The sequence below is a fragment of the Aeromonas sp. YN13HZO-058 genome (assembly GCF_001921245.1).
Lineage (GTDB): Bacteria > Pseudomonadota > Gammaproteobacteria > Enterobacterales > Aeromonadaceae > Aeromonas > Aeromonas allosaccharophila.
Map to the genome: position 1 here is coordinate 1 of NZ_MQSY01000036.1, position 18474 is coordinate 18474.

At 58.6% G+C, this 18474-nt stretch carries 17 protein-coding genes, 13 tRNA genes and 1 pseudogene; 9 read left to right on the forward strand and 22 right to left on the reverse strand.

Annotated features, from left to right (window positions below; translation table 11 throughout):
* Positions 1-352: 352 nt before the first annotated feature.
* The gene (locus BSP75_RS08260) at positions 353-1696 is read left to right on the forward strand and encodes an NCS2 family permease (protein WP_042059992.1); all 1344 of its coding nucleotides are present in this window, start codon (positions 353-355) and stop codon (positions 1694-1696) included.
* A gap of 173 nt (positions 1697-1869) precedes the next feature.
* Here BSP75_RS08260 and gltX read toward each other — a convergent pair whose 3' ends face one another.
* Positions 1870-3285: a glutamate--tRNA ligase gene (gene gltX / locus BSP75_RS08265; protein ID WP_075112872.1), complete on the reverse strand. Its 1416-nt coding sequence runs from the start codon at positions 3283-3285 to the stop codon at positions 1870-1872.
* Positions 3286-3559: 274 nt separating this feature from the next.
* On the opposite strand from gltX, the gene BSP75_RS08270 reads away from it, so the two are divergent.
* From BSP75_RS08270 to BSP75_RS08280, 3 genes are all read left to right on the forward strand, one after another.
* Positions 3560-5662 (forward strand): methyl-accepting chemotaxis protein, encoded by a 2103-nt coding sequence (locus BSP75_RS08270; RefSeq protein WP_075112873.1) that lies wholly within the window; start codon positions 3560-3562, stop codon positions 5660-5662.
* Between the two features lie 99 nt (positions 5663-5761).
* Positions 5762-6430: a LysM-like peptidoglycan-binding domain-containing protein gene (locus BSP75_RS08275; RefSeq protein WP_058053576.1), complete on the forward strand. Its 669-nt coding sequence runs from the start codon at positions 5762-5764 to the stop codon at positions 6428-6430.
* 273 nt (positions 6431-6703) lie between these two features.
* Positions 6704-6913: a cold-shock protein gene (locus BSP75_RS08280; protein WP_042010507.1), complete on the forward strand. Its 210-nt coding sequence runs from the start codon at positions 6704-6706 to the stop codon at positions 6911-6913.
* A 384-nt stretch (positions 6914-7297) separates the two neighbouring features.
* Here the strand turns inward: BSP75_RS08280 and BSP75_RS08285 are convergent.
* From BSP75_RS08285 to orn, 14 genes are all read right to left on the reverse strand, one after another.
* Positions 7298-7373 (reverse strand) — tRNA-Gly (locus BSP75_RS08285).
* A 24-nt stretch (positions 7374-7397) separates the two neighbouring features.
* A tRNA-Gly gene (locus BSP75_RS08290) sits at positions 7398-7473 on the reverse strand.
* Between the two features lie 24 nt (positions 7474-7497).
* Positions 7498-7573: transfer RNA gene (locus BSP75_RS08295), tRNA-Gly, on the reverse strand.
* A gap of 24 nt (positions 7574-7597) precedes the next feature.
* Positions 7598-7673, reverse strand: a tRNA-Gly gene (locus BSP75_RS08300).
* A 24-nt stretch (positions 7674-7697) separates the two neighbouring features.
* Positions 7698-7773: transfer RNA gene (locus tag BSP75_RS08305), tRNA-Gly, on the reverse strand.
* 24 nt (positions 7774-7797) lie between these two features.
* Positions 7798-7873: transfer RNA gene (locus BSP75_RS08310), tRNA-Gly, on the reverse strand.
* Between the two features lie 38 nt (positions 7874-7911).
* A tRNA-Gly gene (locus BSP75_RS08315) sits at positions 7912-7987 on the reverse strand.
* A gap of 24 nt (positions 7988-8011) precedes the next feature.
* Positions 8012-8087 (reverse strand) — tRNA-Gly (locus BSP75_RS08320).
* 38 nt (positions 8088-8125) lie between these two features.
* Positions 8126-8201, reverse strand: a tRNA-Gly gene (locus BSP75_RS08325).
* A 25-nt stretch (positions 8202-8226) separates the two neighbouring features.
* Positions 8227-8302, reverse strand: a tRNA-Gly gene (locus BSP75_RS08330).
* A 31-nt stretch (positions 8303-8333) separates the two neighbouring features.
* Positions 8334-8409: transfer RNA gene (locus BSP75_RS08335), tRNA-Gly, on the reverse strand.
* A 36-nt stretch (positions 8410-8445) separates the two neighbouring features.
* Positions 8446-8521: transfer RNA gene (locus tag BSP75_RS08340), tRNA-Gly, on the reverse strand.
* Positions 8522-8557: 36 nt separating this feature from the next.
* Positions 8558-8633 (reverse strand) — tRNA-Gly (locus BSP75_RS08345).
* A 178-nt stretch (positions 8634-8811) separates the two neighbouring features.
* On the reverse strand, positions 8812-9357 hold the full coding sequence (orn, locus tag BSP75_RS08350) for an oligoribonuclease (protein ID WP_042656672.1): 546 nt from the start codon (positions 9355-9357) through the stop codon (positions 8812-8814).
* 91 nt (positions 9358-9448) lie between these two features.
* On the opposite strand from orn, the gene rsgA reads away from it, so the two are divergent.
* From rsgA to BSP75_RS08375, 5 genes are read left to right on the forward strand one after another with little or no spacing between them, the layout of a single operon-like run.
* Positions 9449-10483: a small ribosomal subunit biogenesis GTPase RsgA gene (gene rsgA / locus BSP75_RS08355; protein WP_075112874.1), complete on the forward strand. Its 1035-nt coding sequence runs from the start codon at positions 9449-9451 to the stop codon at positions 10481-10483.
* Between the two features lie 28 nt (positions 10484-10511).
* Positions 10512-11384, forward strand: coding sequence for an archaetidylserine decarboxylase (gene asd / locus BSP75_RS08360; RefSeq protein WP_075112875.1), 873 nt, complete (start codon positions 10512-10514; stop codon positions 11382-11384).
* Complete coding sequence (locus BSP75_RS08365; protein WP_075112876.1) at positions 11381-11653, forward strand: VF530 family protein; 273 nt, start codon at positions 11381-11383, stop codon at positions 11651-11653. The genes asd and BSP75_RS08365 overlap by 4 nt, the downstream gene beginning before the upstream one ends.
* The gene (locus BSP75_RS08370) at positions 11643-11906 is read left to right on the forward strand and encodes a DUF2960 domain-containing protein (protein WP_075112877.1); all 264 of its coding nucleotides are present in this window, start codon (positions 11643-11645) and stop codon (positions 11904-11906) included. The genes BSP75_RS08365 and BSP75_RS08370 overlap by 11 nt, the downstream gene beginning before the upstream one ends.
* 2 nt (positions 11907-11908) lie before the next feature.
* The gene (locus tag BSP75_RS08375) at positions 11909-12310 is read left to right on the forward strand and encodes a hypothetical protein (RefSeq protein WP_042059975.1); all 402 of its coding nucleotides are present in this window, start codon (positions 11909-11911) and stop codon (positions 12308-12310) included.
* Between the two features lie 96 nt (positions 12311-12406).
* Here BSP75_RS08375 and BSP75_RS08380 read toward each other — a convergent pair whose 3' ends face one another.
* The 7 genes and pseudogenes from BSP75_RS08380 to BSP75_RS08410 all read right to left on the reverse strand — a co-directional run.
* Entirely contained in the window at positions 12407-13660 is a 1254-nt protein-coding gene (locus BSP75_RS08380; RefSeq protein ID WP_075112878.1) for a glutamate-5-semialdehyde dehydrogenase, read from the reverse strand.
* Between the two features lie 118 nt (positions 13661-13778).
* On the reverse strand, positions 13779-14882 hold the full coding sequence (proB, locus tag BSP75_RS08385; protein WP_042656667.1) for a glutamate 5-kinase: 1104 nt from the start codon (positions 14880-14882) through the stop codon (positions 13779-13781).
* A gap of 182 nt (positions 14883-15064) precedes the next feature.
* The gene (gene crl, locus BSP75_RS08390; protein WP_075112879.1) at positions 15065-15457 is read right to left on the reverse strand and encodes a sigma factor-binding protein Crl; all 393 of its coding nucleotides are present in this window, start codon (positions 15455-15457) and stop codon (positions 15065-15067) included.
* A gap of 62 nt (positions 15458-15519) precedes the next feature.
* A complete protein-coding gene (gene frsA, locus BSP75_RS08395; protein ID WP_075112880.1) occupies positions 15520-16788 on the reverse strand; it encodes an esterase FrsA in 1269 nt (422 codons plus the stop codon).
* Positions 16789-16960: 172 nt separating this feature from the next.
* Positions 16961-17428, reverse strand: a complete 468-nt coding sequence (gene gpt / locus BSP75_RS08400; RefSeq protein WP_058053568.1) for a xanthine phosphoribosyltransferase — start codon at positions 17426-17428, stop codon at positions 16961-16963.
* Between the two features lie 109 nt (positions 17429-17537).
* Positions 17538-18095: pseudogene (locus BSP75_RS08405) on the reverse strand (tyrosine-type recombinase/integrase); the annotation flags it as partial.
* Between the two features lie 18 nt (positions 18096-18113).
* Positions 18114-18474, reverse strand: a 361-nt coding sequence (locus BSP75_RS08410) for an IS3 family transposase (protein WP_148140665.1), incomplete at its 5' end; no start/stop codon positions are given.

The following is an 18474-nucleotide window of genomic DNA, read 5'->3' on the forward strand; positions in this document are numbered from 1 at the left end:
AAATCCGAAACCAATCAACAGGTTTCGGATTTTTACACATCAGCAGGATCGGTCAATGGATCCTTAACTGATCGGCATTACCCTTTAAACCCCCTTTTTCCGATAAAAGGTTCTCTGCTGAGAACCTTTTTTTATGCTCAAAAAGCAAACGTTTGAATTTTTGCTCTATTCATTGATCTGCTTCGCAGATCCAGGGTTTGTAAACGGCGCCGCCTGTGTAAAAATGTGCGCGCTGTCACGGTATCAGGACGAGTCTGGTTACTTAACCGCCAGAAACAGGGCAATTTACCCCGCATGGATGGGATAGCCCGTTCCCCTGCTGCTTATTTCACGTCACCTATTGGAATCCAACATGAATCAACAACACCAAGCTGCCAATCAGGCCGCCGGGCAAGGATTGCTTGAGCGCCTGTTTGCCCTGCAAGGCCATGGCACTACCGCCCGCACCGAAGTGATCGCCGGCATCACCACCTTCCTGACCATGGTCTACATCGTGTTCGTCAACCCGCAGATCCTCTCTGCGGCTGGCATGGACACCCAGGCCGTGTTCGTCACCACCTGCCTGATCGCCGGTATCGGCAGCATCCTGATGGGCCTGTTGGCCAACCTGCCGATCGCGCTGGCTCCCGCCATGGGCCTCAACGCCTTCTTCGCCTTCGTGGTGGTCGCGGGTATGGGCTACTCCTGGCAAGTGGGCATGGGCACCATCTTCTGGGGCGCCATGGGTCTGTTGATCCTCACCCTGCTGCGGGTGCGTTATTGGCTGATCGGCAACATCCCGCTCACCCTGCGGGTTGGCATCACCGCCGGTATCGGTCTGCTGATCGCCCTGCTCGGCCTGCACAACGCCGGGATCGTGGTCGCGAGCCCCGCAACTATGGTGACCGTGGGCAACCTCACCTCCCTGCCCTGCCTGCTGGGTCTGCTCGGTTTCTTCCTGATCTGCATCTTCTCTGCCCGTGGCGTCCACTCCGCCGTGCTGATCGCTATCGTGGTCACCACCACCCTCGGCTGGCTGTTTGGCGATGTCACCTTCAAGGGCTTTGTCTCCATGCCCCCCAGCATCGAACCGGTGTTCGGCCAGCTGGATCTGATGGGTTCGCTCGACATCAGTCTCGCCGGGATCATCTTCTCCTTTATGCTGGTCAACCTGTTCGACTCCTCCGGCACCCTGATTGGCGTCACCAACCGCGCCAAGCTGGCCGATGATCGCGGCCACTTCCCGCGCATGAAGCAGGCGCTGATGGTTGATAGCGTCAGCTCCGTCGGCGGCGCTTTCATGGGCACCTCCTCGGTCACCGCCTTTATCGAGAGCAGCTCCGGCGTCGCCGTCGGCGGCCGCACCGGTCTGACCGCCATCATCGCGGGTATCCTGTTCCTGCTGGCCATCTTCTTCTCCCCGGTTGCCGCCATGGTACCGGCCTATGCCGCCGCTGGCGCTCTCATCTATGTGGGCGTGCTGATGTGCTCCGAGCTGACCCGGGTCAAGTGGGAAGATCTGACCGAAGCGGTCCCGGCCTTCATGACCGCAGTGATGATGCCGTTCAGCTTCTCCATCACCGAGGGGATCGCCGTTGGCTTTATCTCCTACTGCGTGATGAAAGCGGGCACCGGCCGCTGGCGCGAAATCAACCCCTGCGTGCTGGTGGTCGCCCTGCTGTTCGTGCTCAAGTTCGTCTGGGTCGACAGCCACTAAGCGGCACTCTGTCCCAATAAAAATGCCAGTCAGCTGACTGGCATTTTTTTATCCCAAAGTGCAATAAGCCTGTGCGCTGGCCATAAAAAAATCCGAAACCTGTGCTTTCGGATTTTTGCTATTCAGCATGTGGCAGAGCAGGGTGATCCCCTCGCCTGCCACCTCGGCAGAACTTACTCGGCAGCCATGCGGGCTTCGATGTAAGCCAGTGCGCGGTCAATACGAGCCAGTACCCGCTCTTTGCCGACCAGTGCCATCACGGCGTCGATGCCGGGGGACTGACCCAGACCGGTCACGGCTACGCGCAGCGGCATGCCGACCTTGCCCATGCCCTGACCCAGCTCGGCGGCAGTGGCTTCAATCAGCTCGTGCAACGCTTCGGTGGTCCAGCTATCCAGTGCCGCCAGCTTGGCCTTGGCCAGTGTCAGCGGCTCGGCAGCAACGCCGCGCAGATGCTTCTTGGCAGCGGCTTCGTCGATCGCCTCAAAATCTTCGAACAGATAGCGGCTCTGGGCGGCCATCTCGACCAGGGTGTTGCAGCGCTCGGCCAGCAGGGTCACCACCTGTGGCAGTGACGGGCCCTTGCTGGTGTCGATCTTCTGATCGGCCATGTGCCAGGCCAGATGCTTGGCCACATAGGCCGGATCCAGACTGCGCATGTAGTGGTTGTTCAGCCACAGCAGCTTGTCGGTGTTGAAGGCGGAAGCAGACTTGGAGATGGCATCCAGGCTGAACAGCTTGATCATCTCATCCAGAGTGAAGATCTCCTGATCGCCGTGGGACCAGCCCAGACGCACCAGATAGTTCAGCAGCGCTTCCGGCAGGTAGCCATCGTCGCGGTACTGCATCACGGAAACCGCACCGTGGCGCTTGGAGAGCTTGGCGCCGTCGTCACCCAGGATCATGGAGACATGGGCAAACTCAGGTACCGGCGCATTCAGTGCCTTGTAGATGTTGATCTGGCGCGGGGTGTTGTTGATGTGGTCTTCACCACGCACCACGTGGGTGATCTCCATATCCCAGTCGTCCACCACCACACAGAAGTTGTAGGTCGGCGCGCCATCGGTGCGACGGATGATCAGATCGTCGAGCTCGGTGTTGGCGAACTCGATGCGGCCACGAACGTGGTCATCGAACACCACGGAACCTTCGGTCGGGTTGCGGAAACGAATCACGTGCGGCGCATCGGCCGGGTGCTCGTGGGCGTGGTCGCGGCACTTGCCGTCATAACGGGGCTTCTCGCCGTTGGCCATCTGGCCTTCGCGCAGCGCTTCCAGACGCTCTTTGGAGCAGTAGCACTTGTAGGCGCGGCCATCGGCCAGCATCTCGTCGATGATGCCGTTGTAGCGATCGAAGCGCTTGGTCTGGTAGTAGGGGCCCTCATCCCAGTTCAGCTCCAGCCATTCCATGCCCTCAATGATGGCGTCGATCGCCTCCTGAGTGGAACGTTCCAGGTCGGTATCCTCAATACGCAGCACGAACTCACCGCCCTGGTTCTTTGCAAACAACCAGGAATAGAGTGCGGTACGGGCACCGCCGACATGCAAAAAGCCGGTCGGGCTGGGAGCAAAACGGGTTTTGACTTTCATCTTTAAGCCTTGTGTAGAGGGCCTTGGGCCAATTCGTTAGAAAAAACCGTCGCATTTTAGCACCGACCATCGCGGATGGGAAAACCATGACGCCATTGCGGGCTAAAGTAGGGAATTAAATCTGTCACCATTTTCATCTGTAGCCCGATATTTGAAGAGGATCGCAAAACAGAAGCCCCGTTTCCGATTTGCTATGCACAATGCTGGAGAGCTGCCTCCTCCGGTCGATACTCAGATAACGCTCACCACACTTCTCACGCACAAGGAAGAGACGATGCAGTTCCGTTCTATCCAGAATCGCATTCTAGTGATGGCCGGGATCGCCATGACCGCAGCCCTGGTCATCCTGATCCTGCTCAACCAATACTCCGGCCAACAAACCCAACAACTGACCATCAGCTCCAGCCGTGAAGCGCTGCAGCAAGAGGCATGGCAGAAGGTCAGCGCCAATGCCCGCGCCGAGGCGGCCACCATCACCCAACTGTTGCAAAAGGGGCTCTCCTACACCCAGCAGATGGCGAGCGCCCTCGCCCTGCAGCAACAGGGCAAGCTGCCGCTGGATCGCCAGCAGGCAACCGACCTGCTCAAGGCGCAACTGGCGCTGGAACCACAGCTCTATGGTGCTTTCGCCGGCTTCGAACCCAACGGTTTCGACGGTAAGGATGCCGCCTTCGCTGGCCAGACGGCGCTGGGTAGTGACGACAAGGGGCGCTTCGTGCCCTACTTCTATCGCGACAAGGATCAAATTGGCACCGATCTGCTGCTCTCCATCGAAAAAACCGACCCGGACGAATTCGGCAATCCCGCTAACGACTACTACGCCTGCCCGAAACGGGAAGGTCGCTCTTGCCTGATCGATCCCTTCAAGGTGGACATCAACGGCCAGCAGGTACTGGTGAGCACTATCACCACCCCCATTCTGGTGGGCGGTCAGTTCAAGGGAATCGCTGCGCTGGACCTGGCGGTAGACTCCATCAGCCGTCAGGCCAAGAGCCTCAACAGCAACATTTATGACGGCCAGGGGGAAACCCTGATCGTCAGCGCCGCCGGCGTCATTACCGGCACCAGCGGTGATGCCAGCCTGCTTGGCAGCCGCGCCGACAAATTGCTCGGCAATCAGTGGCAGCAGTACCTGAAACCGGAAGTACAACGTCAGGAGCTGGACGAATCATTCCGTATTTCAGTCCCCATCATGGTGCCGGGGATGAGCCGCAACTGGGCCATCATCGTCACCCTGCCCTACAAGGTGGTGCTAGCTGGGGCCGATCAGCTGGAGAGCCAACTCAACGAGATGAACCGGGCCGCCGTGACCCAGCAACTGGTCGGCGCCTTTATCGTGCTGGTACTGGCGCTGGCCACCATGCTGGTGATTGCCCGCAGCATCACCGGCCCTATCCGTCAGATGGTCAGCCTGGTGGATGACATCGCCGATGGCGAGGGGGATCTCACCAAGCGCCTCGCGACCCGCTCGGTGGATGAGCTAGGGGATCTTGCCAAGGGGATCAACCGCTTTATCGACAAGCTGCAAGGGCTGCTCGGGGATGTGCTGAAAACGGCCAGCGAGGTGAACCGTCACGCCTGCGACACAGATCGCATCGCCGGTCAGACCGACACCAACCTGCAACATCATCAGGCGGAGATGGAGCAGATGCTGACTGCGGTACAAGAGATGTCCTATGTCAGTCAGGAGGTCGCCACCCACGCCAACAACACCGCCGACTCGGCCAAACAGGCGCAAGGCGCGGCGGATCAGGGCAAGGAGCGCTTCCAGCAGGTGATCCAGTCGATGCACAAGGTGGCGGCAGAAGCCGGTAAAGGGGCCGAAGTGGTCGAAGGGCTGGCTCACGACAGCGCCCAGATCACCAGCATCCTCACCGTCATTCAGGGGATTGCCGATCAGACCAACCTGCTCGCCCTCAACGCCGCTATCGAGGCGGCACGGGCAGGCGAACAGGGACGCGGCTTTGCGGTGGTCGCCGACGAGGTGCGCAAACTGGCGGGCAATACCCAGCAAGCGGTGCAGAACACCCAGGAGTTGATCGAGAAGATCCGCCAGAGTTCCAGCAATGCGGTCAACGCTATCACCCAGAGCCAGCAACTGACTCATCAGGCGGTGAGCGAAGCGGATCTCGCGGAAGAGGCGCTCGGCAGCATCTACAAAGCTATCTCCACCATCAACGACATGACCTATCAGATCGCCTCCGCCGCCGAAGAGCAGAGTTCGGTCTCCGAGACCGTCTCCGGCAACCTGTCAAAAACCAACGCACTGGCCAACGACATTGCTCAGGATGCGACCGAAACGGCCAAAGCCAGTCAGGCATTGCGTCAGGCGGCCGACAAATTGCAGCAATTATTGGGTCAATTTCGTCTCAGCTGATAATTTTCCTCTCGCGGACTCTCCCCCTCGGGGGCGAGTCCGTTTACCATAGGCAACGAATTTGCCTGATGGCAGGCAATGTAGTGAGAGGTAAATGCCGTGCCCACCCCGGACCGTCGCCCACGAGGCCATAACAGACGAGCCCAGCAGCGTCGCCAAGACGAATCACAAGGATCCCTGCTCCATCGCATCAATGCCGCGACCCTGTCCCTGCGCCAACGTTTTGGCCAAGGGATGAGCAACCTTGGCCAACGCCGCCAGGATGCCAAAGCAGGCAAATTCAAGCTGTCCAGCCCGCTGCCCCGCAAAAACACCATAGGTCTGCTGATCCTGGTCCCGCTCTGGCTGCTGGTGCTGGCTTGGGAGCCGGCGCCGTCCGCCCCCAAAGCCGCCCCTTCCGGCTCGCTGGAAGTACCGCTGGCTGTGCCTGCTCAGGCCCTCACCGTCGGTAACGGCGCGGCAGGCAGTGCGCCTGCGGCAACCAAACCGGTCGAAGAGAAGGTCAACGGCACCTGGCTGCAACACGATGTTCAGGCTGGTGAGACCCTCTACTCCATCTGGCGCAAATTCGAGTTGCCGGGTGCCGAGCTGAGCCGCCTGATCGCCATTGAGGGGCCGGATCGCCCCCTGACCCGCCTGCAATCGGGCCGAACGGTCTTTATTCTGGTGGACGACACCCGCCGCATCCAGCGGGTGGAGATCCGCTCCTACGGTCAGGCGGTCTACCGCTACGACCGGCAGGGTGAAGGGTTCGCCCTCAAGGAATAACAACACGGGAGGCGCTGGCCTCCCGTTTTTTTCGGTCAAATCTCTTCAAATAAGCTACTGACTTCACAATATTTTTAGCTTGTTCAAAAAACGAAAGGGGTCAAATTGACAAGGATCGGCGCTAACGTACAATCGTTTGTGCTTTAGACAGGGATTGTTCTACGTGCTACTGGGACAAATAGACGTGGTCAGTCATGAGCCAACCCCTGCTTGCAAGGCAAATGCAGCCCAGCACGGGCTTAGTTTCATTTTGTTATTGATAGGATTTAGCACATGTCTGACATTCGCACCGGCCAGGTAAAATGGTTCAACGAAACCAAGGGTTTTGGCTTTATTGAGCAATCTCAGGGTCCGGACGTTTTCGTTCACTTCTCCTCCATCCAGAGCACCGGTTTCAAAACTCTGGCTGAAGGTCAAAAAGTCCAGTTCACTGTGACCCAGGGCCAAAAAGGCCCCCAGGCTGAGAACGTTACTCTGGTCTAAGCCCGCGCCAGTGAATCATGCAGGAGGAGCCAAGGCCCCTCCTCTTTTTTTGCCCGCAATTTACCCTCTCCGGTCACCACCGCTTGTCTCGTTCAGCCCACAGAGTGAGCCCCCGCATGCCCTTCCTGTTGACAGAAGACGGCTGAGACGCGCGGAGTAAACGCCAGATACGACAAAGCATCGCAGCGCGATGTGATGGGCAATTTCGAATATGGATTGGTGTACTTCGAGGAGAGAGATTTTGAGCGGGAAACGAGACTCGAACTCGCAACCCCAGCCTTGGCAAGCACGGATCATGCTCTACCAACTGAATGTGGCCGTGATTGTATGGAGAAACTGGATTCTTGAGCTTGGGGGGAAAAGAGATTGAATTCGAAGAGAGATTGGAGCGGGAAACGAGACTCGAACTCGCGACCCCGACCTTGGCAAGGTCGTGCTCTACCAACTGAGCTATTCCCGCAACAGAATGTCATTTGCAAGTGATTGGAGCGGGAAACGAGACTCGAACTCGCGACCCCGACCTTGGCAAGGTCGTGCTCTACCAACTGAGCTATTCCCGCAACGGAATATCATTTGCAAGTGATTGGAGCGGGAAACGAGACTCGAACTCGCGACCCCGACCTTGGCAAGGTCGTGCTCTACCAACTGAGCTATTCCCGCAACGGAATATCATTTGCAAGTGATTGGAGCGGGAAACGAGACTCGAACTCGCGACCCCGACCTTGGCAAGGTCGTGCTCTACCAACTGAGCTATTCCCGCAACGGAATATCATTTGCAAGTGATTGGAGCGGGAAACGAGACTCGAACTCGCGACCCCGACCTTGGCAAGGTCGTGCTCTACCAACTGAGCTATTCCCGCAACGGAATATCATTTGCAAGTGATTGGAGCGGGAAACGAGACTCGAACTCGCGACCCCGACCTTGGCAAGGTCGTGCTCTACCAACTGAGCTATTCCCGCAACGGAATATCACTTACATATATCTACTAAAAACTGTTTGGAGCGGGAAACGAGACTCGAACTCGCGACCCCGACCTTGGCAAGGTCGTGCTCTACCAACTGAGCTATTCCCGCAACAGAATGTCATTTGCAAGTGATTGGAGCGGGAAACGAGACTCGAACTCGCGACCCCGACCTTGGCAAGGTCGTGCTCTACCAACTGAGCTATTCCCGCAACGGAATATCACTTACATATATCTACTAAAAACTGTTTGGAGCGGGAAACGAGACTCGAACTCGCGACCCCGACCTTGGCAAGGTCGTGCTCTACCAACTGAGCTATTCCCGCAACAGAATGTCATTTGCAAATAGATTGGAGCGGGAAACGAGACTCGAACTCGCGACCCCGACCTTGGCAAGGTCGTGCTCTACCAACTGAGCTATTCCCGCAACAAATTGTGTTCGAAGGTGCAATGATGATTGGAGCGGGAAACGAGACTCGAACTCGCGACCCCGACCTTGGCAAGGTCGTGCTCTACCAACTGAGCTATTCCCGCATCGGGCTGGACTGAACCAGTTTCATCATCACTTATTGGAGCGGGAAACGAGACTCGAACTCGCGACCCCGACCTTGGCAAGGTCGTGCTCTACCAACTGAGCTATTCCCGCATCGGGCTGGACTGAACCAGTTTCATCATCACTTATTGGAGCGGGAAACGAGACTCGAACTCGCGACCCCGACCTTGGCAAGGTCGTGCTCTACCAACTGAGCTATTCCCGCAACTACCTTAAAACAGGCCGTACAGCATTTGGTTGCTTGCGCTACTGTACGGGAGCCGAATTATAAGAGCAGACATTCCAATTGCAAGGGCTTTTTTGTCTGGTTGCGCGCGTTCGCTCAAAAGCTGGCCGAACTGTCGATTTTAGCAACCAAACCGGGGCAACTCCTTGCCAGTGACTCAGATCTTGAAGACGTGGCTGCGATAGAAGCGCAGTTCGGCGATCGATTCGCGGATGTCATCCAGTGCCTGATGGGTGCCACTCTTGGTGAACTGATCCAGCAGTTCTGGCTGCCAGCGACGGACCAGCTCCTTGATGGTGCTGACGTCCACGTTGCGATAGTGGAAGAAGGCTTCCAGCTCGGCCATGTGCTTGACCATGAAGCGGCGATCCTGACCGATGCTGTTGCCACACAGCGGGCTGGTGCGCTCCGGCACCCACTGGCGGATAAAGTCGAGGGTCTCGGCAATGGCTTTCGCCTCGTCGTGCTGGCTCGCCTTGACCCGGGCCACCAGACCGCTCTTGGTGTGGGTGTTGACGTTCCAGTCGTCCATCTTGGCAAGCTCTTCATCACTCTGATGAATGGCGATGACCGGCCCTTCGGCCAGTACGTTCAGATCCTTGTCGGTGACGATGGTGGCGATCTCCAGTACCACGTTCTGTTCGGGGTCCAGACCCGTCATCTCCATGTCGATCCATACCAGGTTCTGCGCGCTGACTGTCATGATTGCTCTCTCTGTTGGGAGGAATGGCGGAATTTTGCCAATTTGCATGTATCATACTGGCTTTGGATCTGTTCATAAACTGGCGAATCGAGTGGCAAAGAAAGCAAAACTCAATCTGGGTCAACAAAGGCGCGTCCAGGCCAACCGCGAACGGCGGCTGCAAAAAGATCACTCCACGGTGGTGGATGACACCCTGTTTGGCCCGGCCATCGAAGGGGTGGTGATCAGCCGTTTTGGTCAGCACGCAGACGTGGAAGCGGTCGATGGCACCATCCACCGCAGCAACCTGCGCCGCAGCAGCATCAGCAGTCTGGTGTGCGGCGACAAGGTGGTGTGGCGTCCCGGCCTCAATGCCGCGACAGCGGGCGTCATCGAGGCGGTGCATCCGCGCCACTCGGTACTGACTCGGCCGGACTTCTACGACGGGGTCAAACCCATCGCCGCCAATATCGACCAGATCATCATCGTCTCGGCGGTGATGCCCGAGTTCTCCACCAACATCGTCGACCGCTATCTGGTGGCCGCCGAGGATGTGGAGATCCAGCCGCTCATCGTGCTGAACAAGGTCGATATGCTGGATGACGCGGCGCGCAAGCGCATCGATCGCCAGCTCGAACCCTATCGCAAGCTTGGCTATCAGGTGATCCTGGTGAGCTGCGAGAGCGGCGAAGGACTCGACGAGCTCAAGGCCCAGTTTGAAGGCAAGATCAGCATCTTCGTCGGCCAGTCCGGGGTCGGCAAATCGTCCCTGACCAACGCCCTGATGCCGGGGCTGGATGTGCTCACCGGCGAGATCTCCGAAAACTCGGGACTCGGTACGCACACCACTACCACGGCGCGACTCTACCACTTCCCGAGCGGCGGCGATCTGATCGACTCCCCCGGGATCCGCGAGTTCGCCCTCTGGCATCTGGAAGCCGATCGCATCACCTGGTGCTTTATCGAGTTCCGCGACTATCTGGGTGGCTGCAAGTTCCGCGACTGCACCCACAAGGACGATCCCGGCTGTGCCCTGCGGGCGGCAGTCGACAGTGGCGCCATCAGCGCCGATCGCTTCCACAACTATCACCGCATCCTGGAAACCATGCAGGAAGCCCGTCACGGTCGCCAACAGGCGCGCCTGTGACCCTAAAAAACCTACGTTGATGATGAACATGAGCATTACTGACAACCTGAAAATTGCCGGTCAATACTGTCTGCCCAAGCACGCCCTCTCCCGTCTGATCGGCAAGTTTGCCGCAGCCGAAGCGGGCAACCTCACGACCAAAGTGATTGAGGCTTTTATCAAGCAGTATCAGGTCGACATGAGCGAGGCGCTGCACGAGAGTCCGGCCCACTACAAGAGCTTCAACGCCTTCTTCACCCGTGAGCTCAAGCCCGGTATCCGCCCGATAGTTGACGATGCCATGACCCTGGCGCTGCCGGTGGATGGCACCGTCAGCCAGCTCGGCCCCATCCAGCAGGGCCGCATCATTCAGGCCAAGGGCCACGACTACAGCGCCCGCGAGCTGCTGGGTGGCTATGAGGATCTGGTTGCGCCGTTCAAGGATGGCGACTTTGCCACCATCTATCTGGCGCCCAAGGATTACCACCGCATCCATATGCCGCTGGACGGCGTGCTGGAGAGCATGGTGTTCGTGCCGGGGGATCTCTTCTCCGTCAACCCGCTCACCGCCGAGAACGTGCCCAACCTGTTTGCCCGCAACGAGCGGGTGGTCGCTACCTTCCGCACCCCGCACGGCCCCATGGCGCTGGTGCTGGTCGGCGCGACTATCGTGGCCAGCATCGAGACCATCTGGGCCGGCAACATTGCGCCGACCAAAGAGAAGAAGGTGGTGCGCTGGGACTACACGGGCGACGAGGCCATTACCCTGCAAAAAGGCGCCGAGATGGGTCTGTTCAAGCTGGGCAGCACCGTGGTCTGCCTGTTTGGCCCGGGCATGCTGGCCGGTTTCGAACCTCACTTGGCCAACGGGGTGACCACCCGCATGGGCCAACCCTTTGCCAAACTGGCGGAGCAGGCATGAGCGCAGAACAGCCGACCCCGGCGCAGAAAAACAACCCGCTGCACGGGCTGACCCTGGAAGCGATCGTCACCGCGCTGGTCGAACACTATGGCTGGGAAGAGCTGGGGCAGCAGATCAATATCCGCTGCTTCACCGATAATCCCAGCATCAAGTCCAGCCTGAAGTTCTTGCGCAAGACCCCCTGGGCTCGGGAGAAGGTAGAGAGCCTCTACCTCTACGTCCAGCGCAAGCAAGCCAAATCGAAGAAGGAAGGGCAAGATGGCCTTTAAGATTACCTATACCTATAAAAAACAGGCCAAAGAGATCGGCTACGCGAACGACAAGTTCCGCAGCATCTACGACGCCATCGCCGCTGCCGAAGGGCTGGATCTCACCAGTTTCCACGCCATGGAGGCTCAGCTGGCTCAGGTTTGTCGCCGTGACAAAAAAAGCGTAAAGGATTACCAGGAGAACTACTTCAAAGAGTTGGGATTCTCCAACATCGTCATTGAACGGGATCATCTCGAAGACAAGCAGGAGTAATCATGAGAACCTTGACTCTGCTGGCCGCCTCTCTGCTATTGGCCGCCTGCAGCGCACCGGAGCAACCTATGACAGGCACCATGCCAGGCAGTGATCGCGACAGCCACGGCTGTATCGGCAGTGCCGGTTACCAGTGGTCACCACTGGCTAACCAGTGCGTGCGCCTGTTTGAACAGGGCGTACGACTGAACCCGACCGATACCAGCCAGACCAGCAGCGCTTTCGTGCTGTTCAACGCTGACCAGACGCAGGCCGAACTGCATCTGCCAAGCGGCGAGCTGCTTGCGCTGACCCGTCAGGGCGCGGAAGGCAACTGGTCCTGGCAAGGTGGCGACTACATCCTCTTCCCCTGGAAGGGTTATGTGCTCAAGTCCGGTGACAAGGTGCTCTATCAGGGGGAATAACCCAAAGCGATAGCGCACTGCATGGTATCGATGCGATACCAGCGAAAAAAATGCCGACCATGTGGTCGGCATTTTTGTATGTGAAACAGCCTGTTATCAGGCTCGGCTGAGGTAATCGGCCTGCCCAACCCACTTGTAGCTGGTGAGCTCGGTGAGCCCCATGGGGCCGCGAGCATGCAGCATCTGGGTCGAGACCGCCACTTCAGCGCCCAGACCAAACTGGCCGCCATCGGTGAAACGGGTCGAGGCGTTGACGTAGACTGCCGCCGACCCGGCGCCATTGACGAAACGCTCGGCATTGGCCAGATCGTTGGTCAGGATGGCATCAGAGTGACCGGCGTTATGCTCGCGCATATGAGCCAGCGCTTCGCTGACATCCGCCACCAGCTTGACCCCCAGGGTCAGCCCCAGCCACTCGGTATCGAAATCCTCTGGCCCAGCCTCGCACAGATTGTCGGCGCCCGCCAGTAGCGCCATGGCATTGGCCGCGCCGACCAGTGTCACCTTGCGTTCATTCATCAGCGCCACCAGCTGCGGCAGGAAGGTGGCAGCCACCTTCTCGTGTACCAGCAGGGTATCGAGGGCATTGCAGGCGGAGGGACGCTGTACCTTGGCATTCTCGATGACCGCCAGGGAACGCACCAGATCGGCGCTCTCGTCGACGAAGATGTGGCTGATGCCGAAACCGCCGATGATGACCGGGATGGAACTGTTCTCCTTGCACATCTTGTGCAGCCCGGCACCGCCGCGCGGAATGATCATGTCCACATAACGGTCGAGGCGCAGCAACTCGCCGACCAGCGCCCGATCCGGATTGTCGATGTACTGCACCGCCGCCTGCGGCAAGCCGGAGGCGACCAGCGCATGCTGGATCACCTGCACCAGCTCCAGATTGGAGTGGAAGGTCTCGCGCCCGCCACGCAGTATGCTGGCGTTGCCGGTCTTGAGGCAGAGGCTGGCGATGTCGATGGTGACGTTGGGGCGCGCCTCGTAGATGACGCCGATAACCCCGATGGGCACCCGCCGACGGGAGAGCCGCAAGCCGTTCTCCAGCACCCGGCTATCCATTTCGGCACCGACCGGATCATCCAGAGTGATCACCTTGCGCACATCGGCCACAATCCCGGCCAGACGAGCCGGATTGAGCAGCAGGCGATCCAGCATGGCTTCTGACAAGCCAGCCTCACGGCCAGCCGCGATATCCTTGTCGTTGGCCGCGAGGATCTGCTCGCTTCGCGCCTCCAGCTCGTCGGCGATGGCGGCCAGCGCCCGATTCTTCTGCGCCGTGCTGATAGTGGCCAGCTGATAGGCGGCTTCACGGGCCGCCTGCCCCATTTTCTCCAGACTCATCTCGGTTCCCTTTTATTCATGCTGTGCCGCCCTGATTAGAGCAGCACCCTATTATCTCGGTGGATAGCCCACAGATCCCGTAGCCATCGTTGGCTCTGGGCTGCTAACACCGATCCACTCAGAGCAGCACCATATCGTCTCGATGGATGGCTACTGAACCATATCCGTAGCCCAGTACCTGCTCAATCTGATCCGAGTGGACGCCGCGCAGCTTCTCCAGCTCCAGATGGTCGTAACGGCAGATGCCGCGGGCCAGTTCAACCCCTTTGGGATCGAGAATGCGCACCACATCACCCCGGATGAAGTCGCCCCTGACCGCGACGATCCCCTTGGGCAGCAGGCTGGAGCCTTTATCCTTCATGGCGGCCACTGCACCCTGATCCACCTGCACTTCGCCGTGAGGGGGTGGGCCTGCCAAAATCCAGCTCTTGCGCCCTTCCAGCGGGGACGCCAACGCAGGGAACAGGGTGCCAATCCGCTCGCCCTTGGCGAGACGACCGATCACCTCCGGCATCTGGCCGGTGGCGATCACCACGTTGACACCGGCACGACGCGCCACATCGGCCGCCTGCAGCTTGGTGGCCATGCCACCGGTGCCGAGGCCACTGACGCTGTCACCCGCCAGCGAGCGCAGGGTGTCGTCGATGGTCTGCACCTCTTCGATCAGCTGGGCATCCGGATTGGTGCGCGGATCGGCGGTGAAGAGCCCCTTCTGGTCGGTCAGCAGGATCAGCAGATCCGCATCCGCCAGAATGGCGGCACGGGCGGAGAGGTTGTCGTTGTCGCCCACCTTGATCTCGGCGGTCGCCACTGCGTCGTTTTCGTTGATCACCGGAATGATCCGGTGATCAAGCAGGGTACGCAGGGTGTCGCGGGCATTGAGGTAGCGTTCCCGATCTTCCAGATCGGCACGGGTCAGCAGCATCTGGCCGATATGCAGGCCATAGAGGTTGAACAGATCCTGCCATACCCGAATGAGCTGGGTCTGGCCGACCGCCGCCAGCATCTGCTTGTTGGGCAGGGTTGGCGCTAGTGGCGGGTGGCCCAGATGCTCACGCCCGGCGGCGATCGCCCCTGATGTAACGACCACGACCCGATGGCCGTGACGGTGCAAGGCCGCACACTGTCTGACCAGCTCGACCATATGGGCACGATTGAGCTGGGAAGACCCCCCTGTGAGCACGCTGGTACCCAACTTGACGACTATGGTTCTGTTTTCCATGGGAGCATAAAGGCTAAAAAAGTAAGGAATATCTTTATACCCACGGCCATGGAGCCCTGCAAGGCAATTAACGTCGGGGGTGAGGAGATGCGGGCAAAGGCCCGGATGATTGCGAGCGGAGTGGAAAATAACTGACTGATGGCCCGGCAAGAGGCGTGACGCGGCTTGCCGGGCATCAGGGATCAGGCGGCGGTGACGCTCAATTCGTTAGTGACCTGCTCGGCAGGCACCAAGTGGCACTCCAGTGCCGTCAGTTTGTCGCTGATGAGCTTGTAGAAACGGTTGAGGGTCCGCTCCACCTCGACCTGGTGCTTCTTGGGGATCGGCTTGTCCAGCCACTCGCCATCAGCATTGTAGAAACCGAGCTGATAGTGATAACGGAAATGGTGATCGTCCTGCTCCAGCACCAGCCACCAGCCCCAGAACTCCCGTTTGTCCGGCGCCGGCTTGGCGCTGACGCAGACCGACAGGCAGTCGAAACGATAACGCCCCTCTTCGCAGAGATCTTCGCGCAAATAGGGGCCAATGGCAGCAAACTGCCGCAGCAGTCGCTTGTAGGTCACTTTTTCAGACATGTTAACCTCCCTGTTAAACAAGCCGCGCCACCTCGGGATGGCGTCAGTTTTTTAGCGCAATATCAGGTACACAAATGCTGTTTCAGCCACTCGACGATTTCGTCCAGCGCCTTGTCATACACCTCCAGCAAAGGCTGCTTATCGAAAACGATGGCCTTGCCATTACGACTGGCCGCCGCCAATGCCCGTACATCCTGCTCGGGACAAATAAAATCTCGCTTGTGTCCAATACTCAATATCGGCACAGAGGTGCGAGTCCCCAGTAATCCTTGCGTTTTCAGTGAAAATACCTGGCACTTGGTACGCATGCCGTCCCACTGCGCCGCATCGGCCCCCAACCGGTTGGCCAGACTGTCCCGCATCATGCGCGGGCACTTGGCAAACAGCTCCTGATTGGTAAACACCTGATTGACCCCGGCCCCGACACAGACCACGGTACGCAGCTTGAACGGTTCGATAAAGGCCAGTCTGGCTGCGACATTCCCCGCCAAACGCATCCCCACCATGGCGATACGCTGATGATCGACCCAGGCCACCTCGGAGAGGTAGTGCAGCACCGCCTGATGGAGGCGGCTGGTATCCTGCACCAGCGGCCAATGCTCGGCATAGCCGATGCCCGGCATGTCGAGAGAGAGCATGCCGATGCCATGGGGTTCGAGTCGCTTGAGATAGAAGTTGAGGAAATCGAGCTGCAGTGAGTCGATCCCGCCGCTGATGATCACCAGCGGCACCGGTTTGTCGGTGGTCGGCAGGTGGAGATAACCCTGAATATTCTTGCCGCGAAAGGGCACCTGGATCTCTTTGAGCGGCACCTTGAACAGGCGGCCAGCCTCGCGATAGGCCATGTTGCCGAGCAGTTGGGCCTGATCCGCCAGTTCGTCGTCTTTGAGATGGGGATAGCTGGCGATGGAGTAGTAGCGCACCGCCTTGAGCAGCTGTTTCAGCGCACCCGCGGCATCCCCCTGCTCGCGCAGCTCGCGGCCCTGTTTGAAATAGTTGCCAGCCACCTGGCTCCACTCGTAGATCCAGTTGCCGGGCACATAGCCCTTGATGGTATCGAGATAGCAGTCGTGAGTGCGCTCACCCGTCGCCATGGCGATGCGGGCCAGGGTCTGCTCCACCTCGATCGGATCAGCCCCCTGCCAGGCCCAGGAGGGTCGGCGCAGCAGGCGATACCAACTCTTTGACATGGAGCCGTCGATAAACATCTCGTCTGACGCGGCCTCCGCCAGATCAGCCGGGCTGGAGTTGGAGATCTCGGATGTTTCCAATACCTTCTTGACGCGGGTAAAGAGCTGTTCGGTCAGGTTTAGGTCGTCGTTCAAGTCCAAGATAGTGTCTCATTCATATCAGGCAATGGTCCATCTTAACCACTTTTAGCGCCACTCAGCCACCCCGCAACAGATTGATAGACAAAAAAACAGGGCTCCTAATTGGAGCCCTGTGAAACCATTCTTGCCGCGTGCGGCCAATTGACGCAGTGAACGTCAAATTCCGATCCTGTTACTGTTCGTCGCAGATCGGTGTGGCGAACTCCAGCGCCATATCCCACGGCTGTTCGATCCAGGTATCCTGCGGGATCGCCACTTCGAAATCGTCCAGCAGCGCTTCGCCCATCGGCTTGGCAAAGATCGCAATGAACTTGGCTTTCGGGTAGAGCTCGCGGATCGCCTTGGCGGTGGTGCCGGTATCCACCAGATCTTCCACCACCAGCCAGCCTTCGCCGTCACCGGCTGTGGTGGCGGCCTTCACAACCACCAGCTCGCGCTGGTTGTCATGGTCATAGCTGGAGATGCAGAGGGTTTCCACATTACGAATGCCAAGTTCACGGGCCATCAGGGCAGCGGGCACCAGACCACCGCGGCTGACCGCGATGATACCTTTCCACTGGCTGACAGGCAGCTGACGACGGGCCAGACGGCGAGCTTCACGTTGCAGGTTGTCCCACGACACATAGAATTTTTTAGGCATAGTAATGAACTCAACGACTTATAGTTAAAACAAAGGGTTATGGCGCAACGGTGCGCCGTGTTATGCAATGCTTACGTAATTCTGCCGCCACTTTGCCGCCATTTTTTGCCTATGAGTGAGGGCTGGCCAGAGGGTTTAATCTGACCGCGTCATCAAGGTGATCGGGGGCAAAGTGTGCGTATCTCATGGTCATCGTGATGCTGCTGTGACCGAGGATGCTCTGTAGGACAAGGATATTACCACCGTTCATCATGAAATGGCTCGCAAACGTATGCCGCAGGACGTGAGAAAGTTGCCCTTCGGGCAGTTTTACCCCTGAATTTTCGGCGGCGTATTCGAATGCGTCATAGCATGGGGGGAACAGCTTGCCCTCATAGAGGCCCCGCTTGGGGATGATTTCATAGAGTTCTGGCGAGATAGGGACCGAGCGATTGCGCTTGCTCTTGGTCTGGGTGAAGGTCAGCCGGTATTTGCTCACCAGGGATCGGCTCAACCCCTGCACCTCAGACCAGCGGGCACCGGTGGCCAGACAGAGCTTGACCACGGTGGTCAGGGCCGGAACGCGCGACTTGGCACCGCTGGCCAGCAGCAGGTCGATCTCGGCTGCCGTCAGGAACGACATTTCATTCTCTTGGGTTTTCACCTTGCGCAGCCCCGTCAGTGGGTGTGAATCGCCCCTGATTTTCTAGACACTCTGTTGCTGAAAAATAAACTGCCTTTCAAACTCTACCGGCGACAGCCCATCATTGGAACCATGACGCCTGATTGGGTTGTAAAACATCTCGATATAATCAAATACGTCGCTGCGGGCTTCGTCTCTTGTCGCGTAAATCCTGCGCTTGATCCGCTCCCGTTTGAGCAACTGGAAGAAACTCTCGGCGACAGCATTGTCGTGACAGTTGCCGCGTCGGCTCATGCTGCAACTCAGGTTGTGGGCCTTCAGAAAGTCCTGCCATTCACCACCGGTAAACTGGCTGCCCTGATCCGAATGCACCAGTACCGGCTGCTTGGGCTTGCGCCGCCAGACGGCCATCAATAACGCATCC

What these genes read in the sequence shown, in the direction of transcription:
- BSP75_RS08260 (WP_042059992.1), top strand. Translation starts at nt 353, where the DNA reads ATGAATCAACAACACCAAGCTGCCAATCAGGCCGCCGGGCAAGGATTG.
- gltX (WP_075112872.1), bottom strand. Translation starts at nt 3,285, where the DNA reads ATGAAAGTCAAAACCCGTTTTGCTCCCAGCCCGACCGGCTTTTTGCAT.
- BSP75_RS08270 (WP_075112873.1), top strand. Translation starts at nt 3,560, where the DNA reads ATGCAGTTCCGTTCTATCCAGAATCGCATTCTAGTGATGGCCGGGATC.
- BSP75_RS08280 (WP_042010507.1), top strand. Translation starts at nt 6,704, where the DNA reads ATGTCTGACATTCGCACCGGCCAGGTAAAATGGTTCAACGAAACCAAG.
- orn (WP_042656672.1), bottom strand. Translation starts at nt 9,357, where the DNA reads ATGACAGTCAGCGCGCAGAACCTGGTATGGATCGACATGGAGATGACG.
- asd (WP_075112875.1), top strand. Translation starts at nt 10,512, where the DNA reads ATGAGCATTACTGACAACCTGAAAATTGCCGGTCAATACTGTCTGCCC.
- BSP75_RS08365 (WP_075112876.1), top strand. Translation starts at nt 11,381, where the DNA reads ATGAGCGCAGAACAGCCGACCCCGGCGCAGAAAAACAACCCGCTGCAC.
- BSP75_RS08370 (WP_075112877.1), top strand. Translation starts at nt 11,643, where the DNA reads ATGGCCTTTAAGATTACCTATACCTATAAAAAACAGGCCAAAGAGATC.
- BSP75_RS08375 (WP_042059975.1), top strand. Translation starts at nt 11,909, where the DNA reads ATGAGAACCTTGACTCTGCTGGCCGCCTCTCTGCTATTGGCCGCCTGC.
- BSP75_RS08380 (WP_075112878.1), bottom strand. Translation starts at nt 13,660, where the DNA reads ATGAGTCTGGAGAAAATGGGGCAGGCGGCCCGTGAAGCCGCCTATCAG.
- proB (WP_042656667.1), bottom strand. Translation starts at nt 14,882, where the DNA reads ATGGAAAACAGAACCATAGTCGTCAAGTTGGGTACCAGCGTGCTCACA.
- crl (WP_075112879.1), bottom strand. Translation starts at nt 15,457, where the DNA reads ATGTCTGAAAAAGTGACCTACAAGCGACTGCTGCGGCAGTTTGCTGCC.
- gpt (WP_058053568.1), bottom strand. Translation starts at nt 17,428, where the DNA reads ATGCCTAAAAAATTCTATGTGTCGTGGGACAACCTGCAACGTGAAGCT.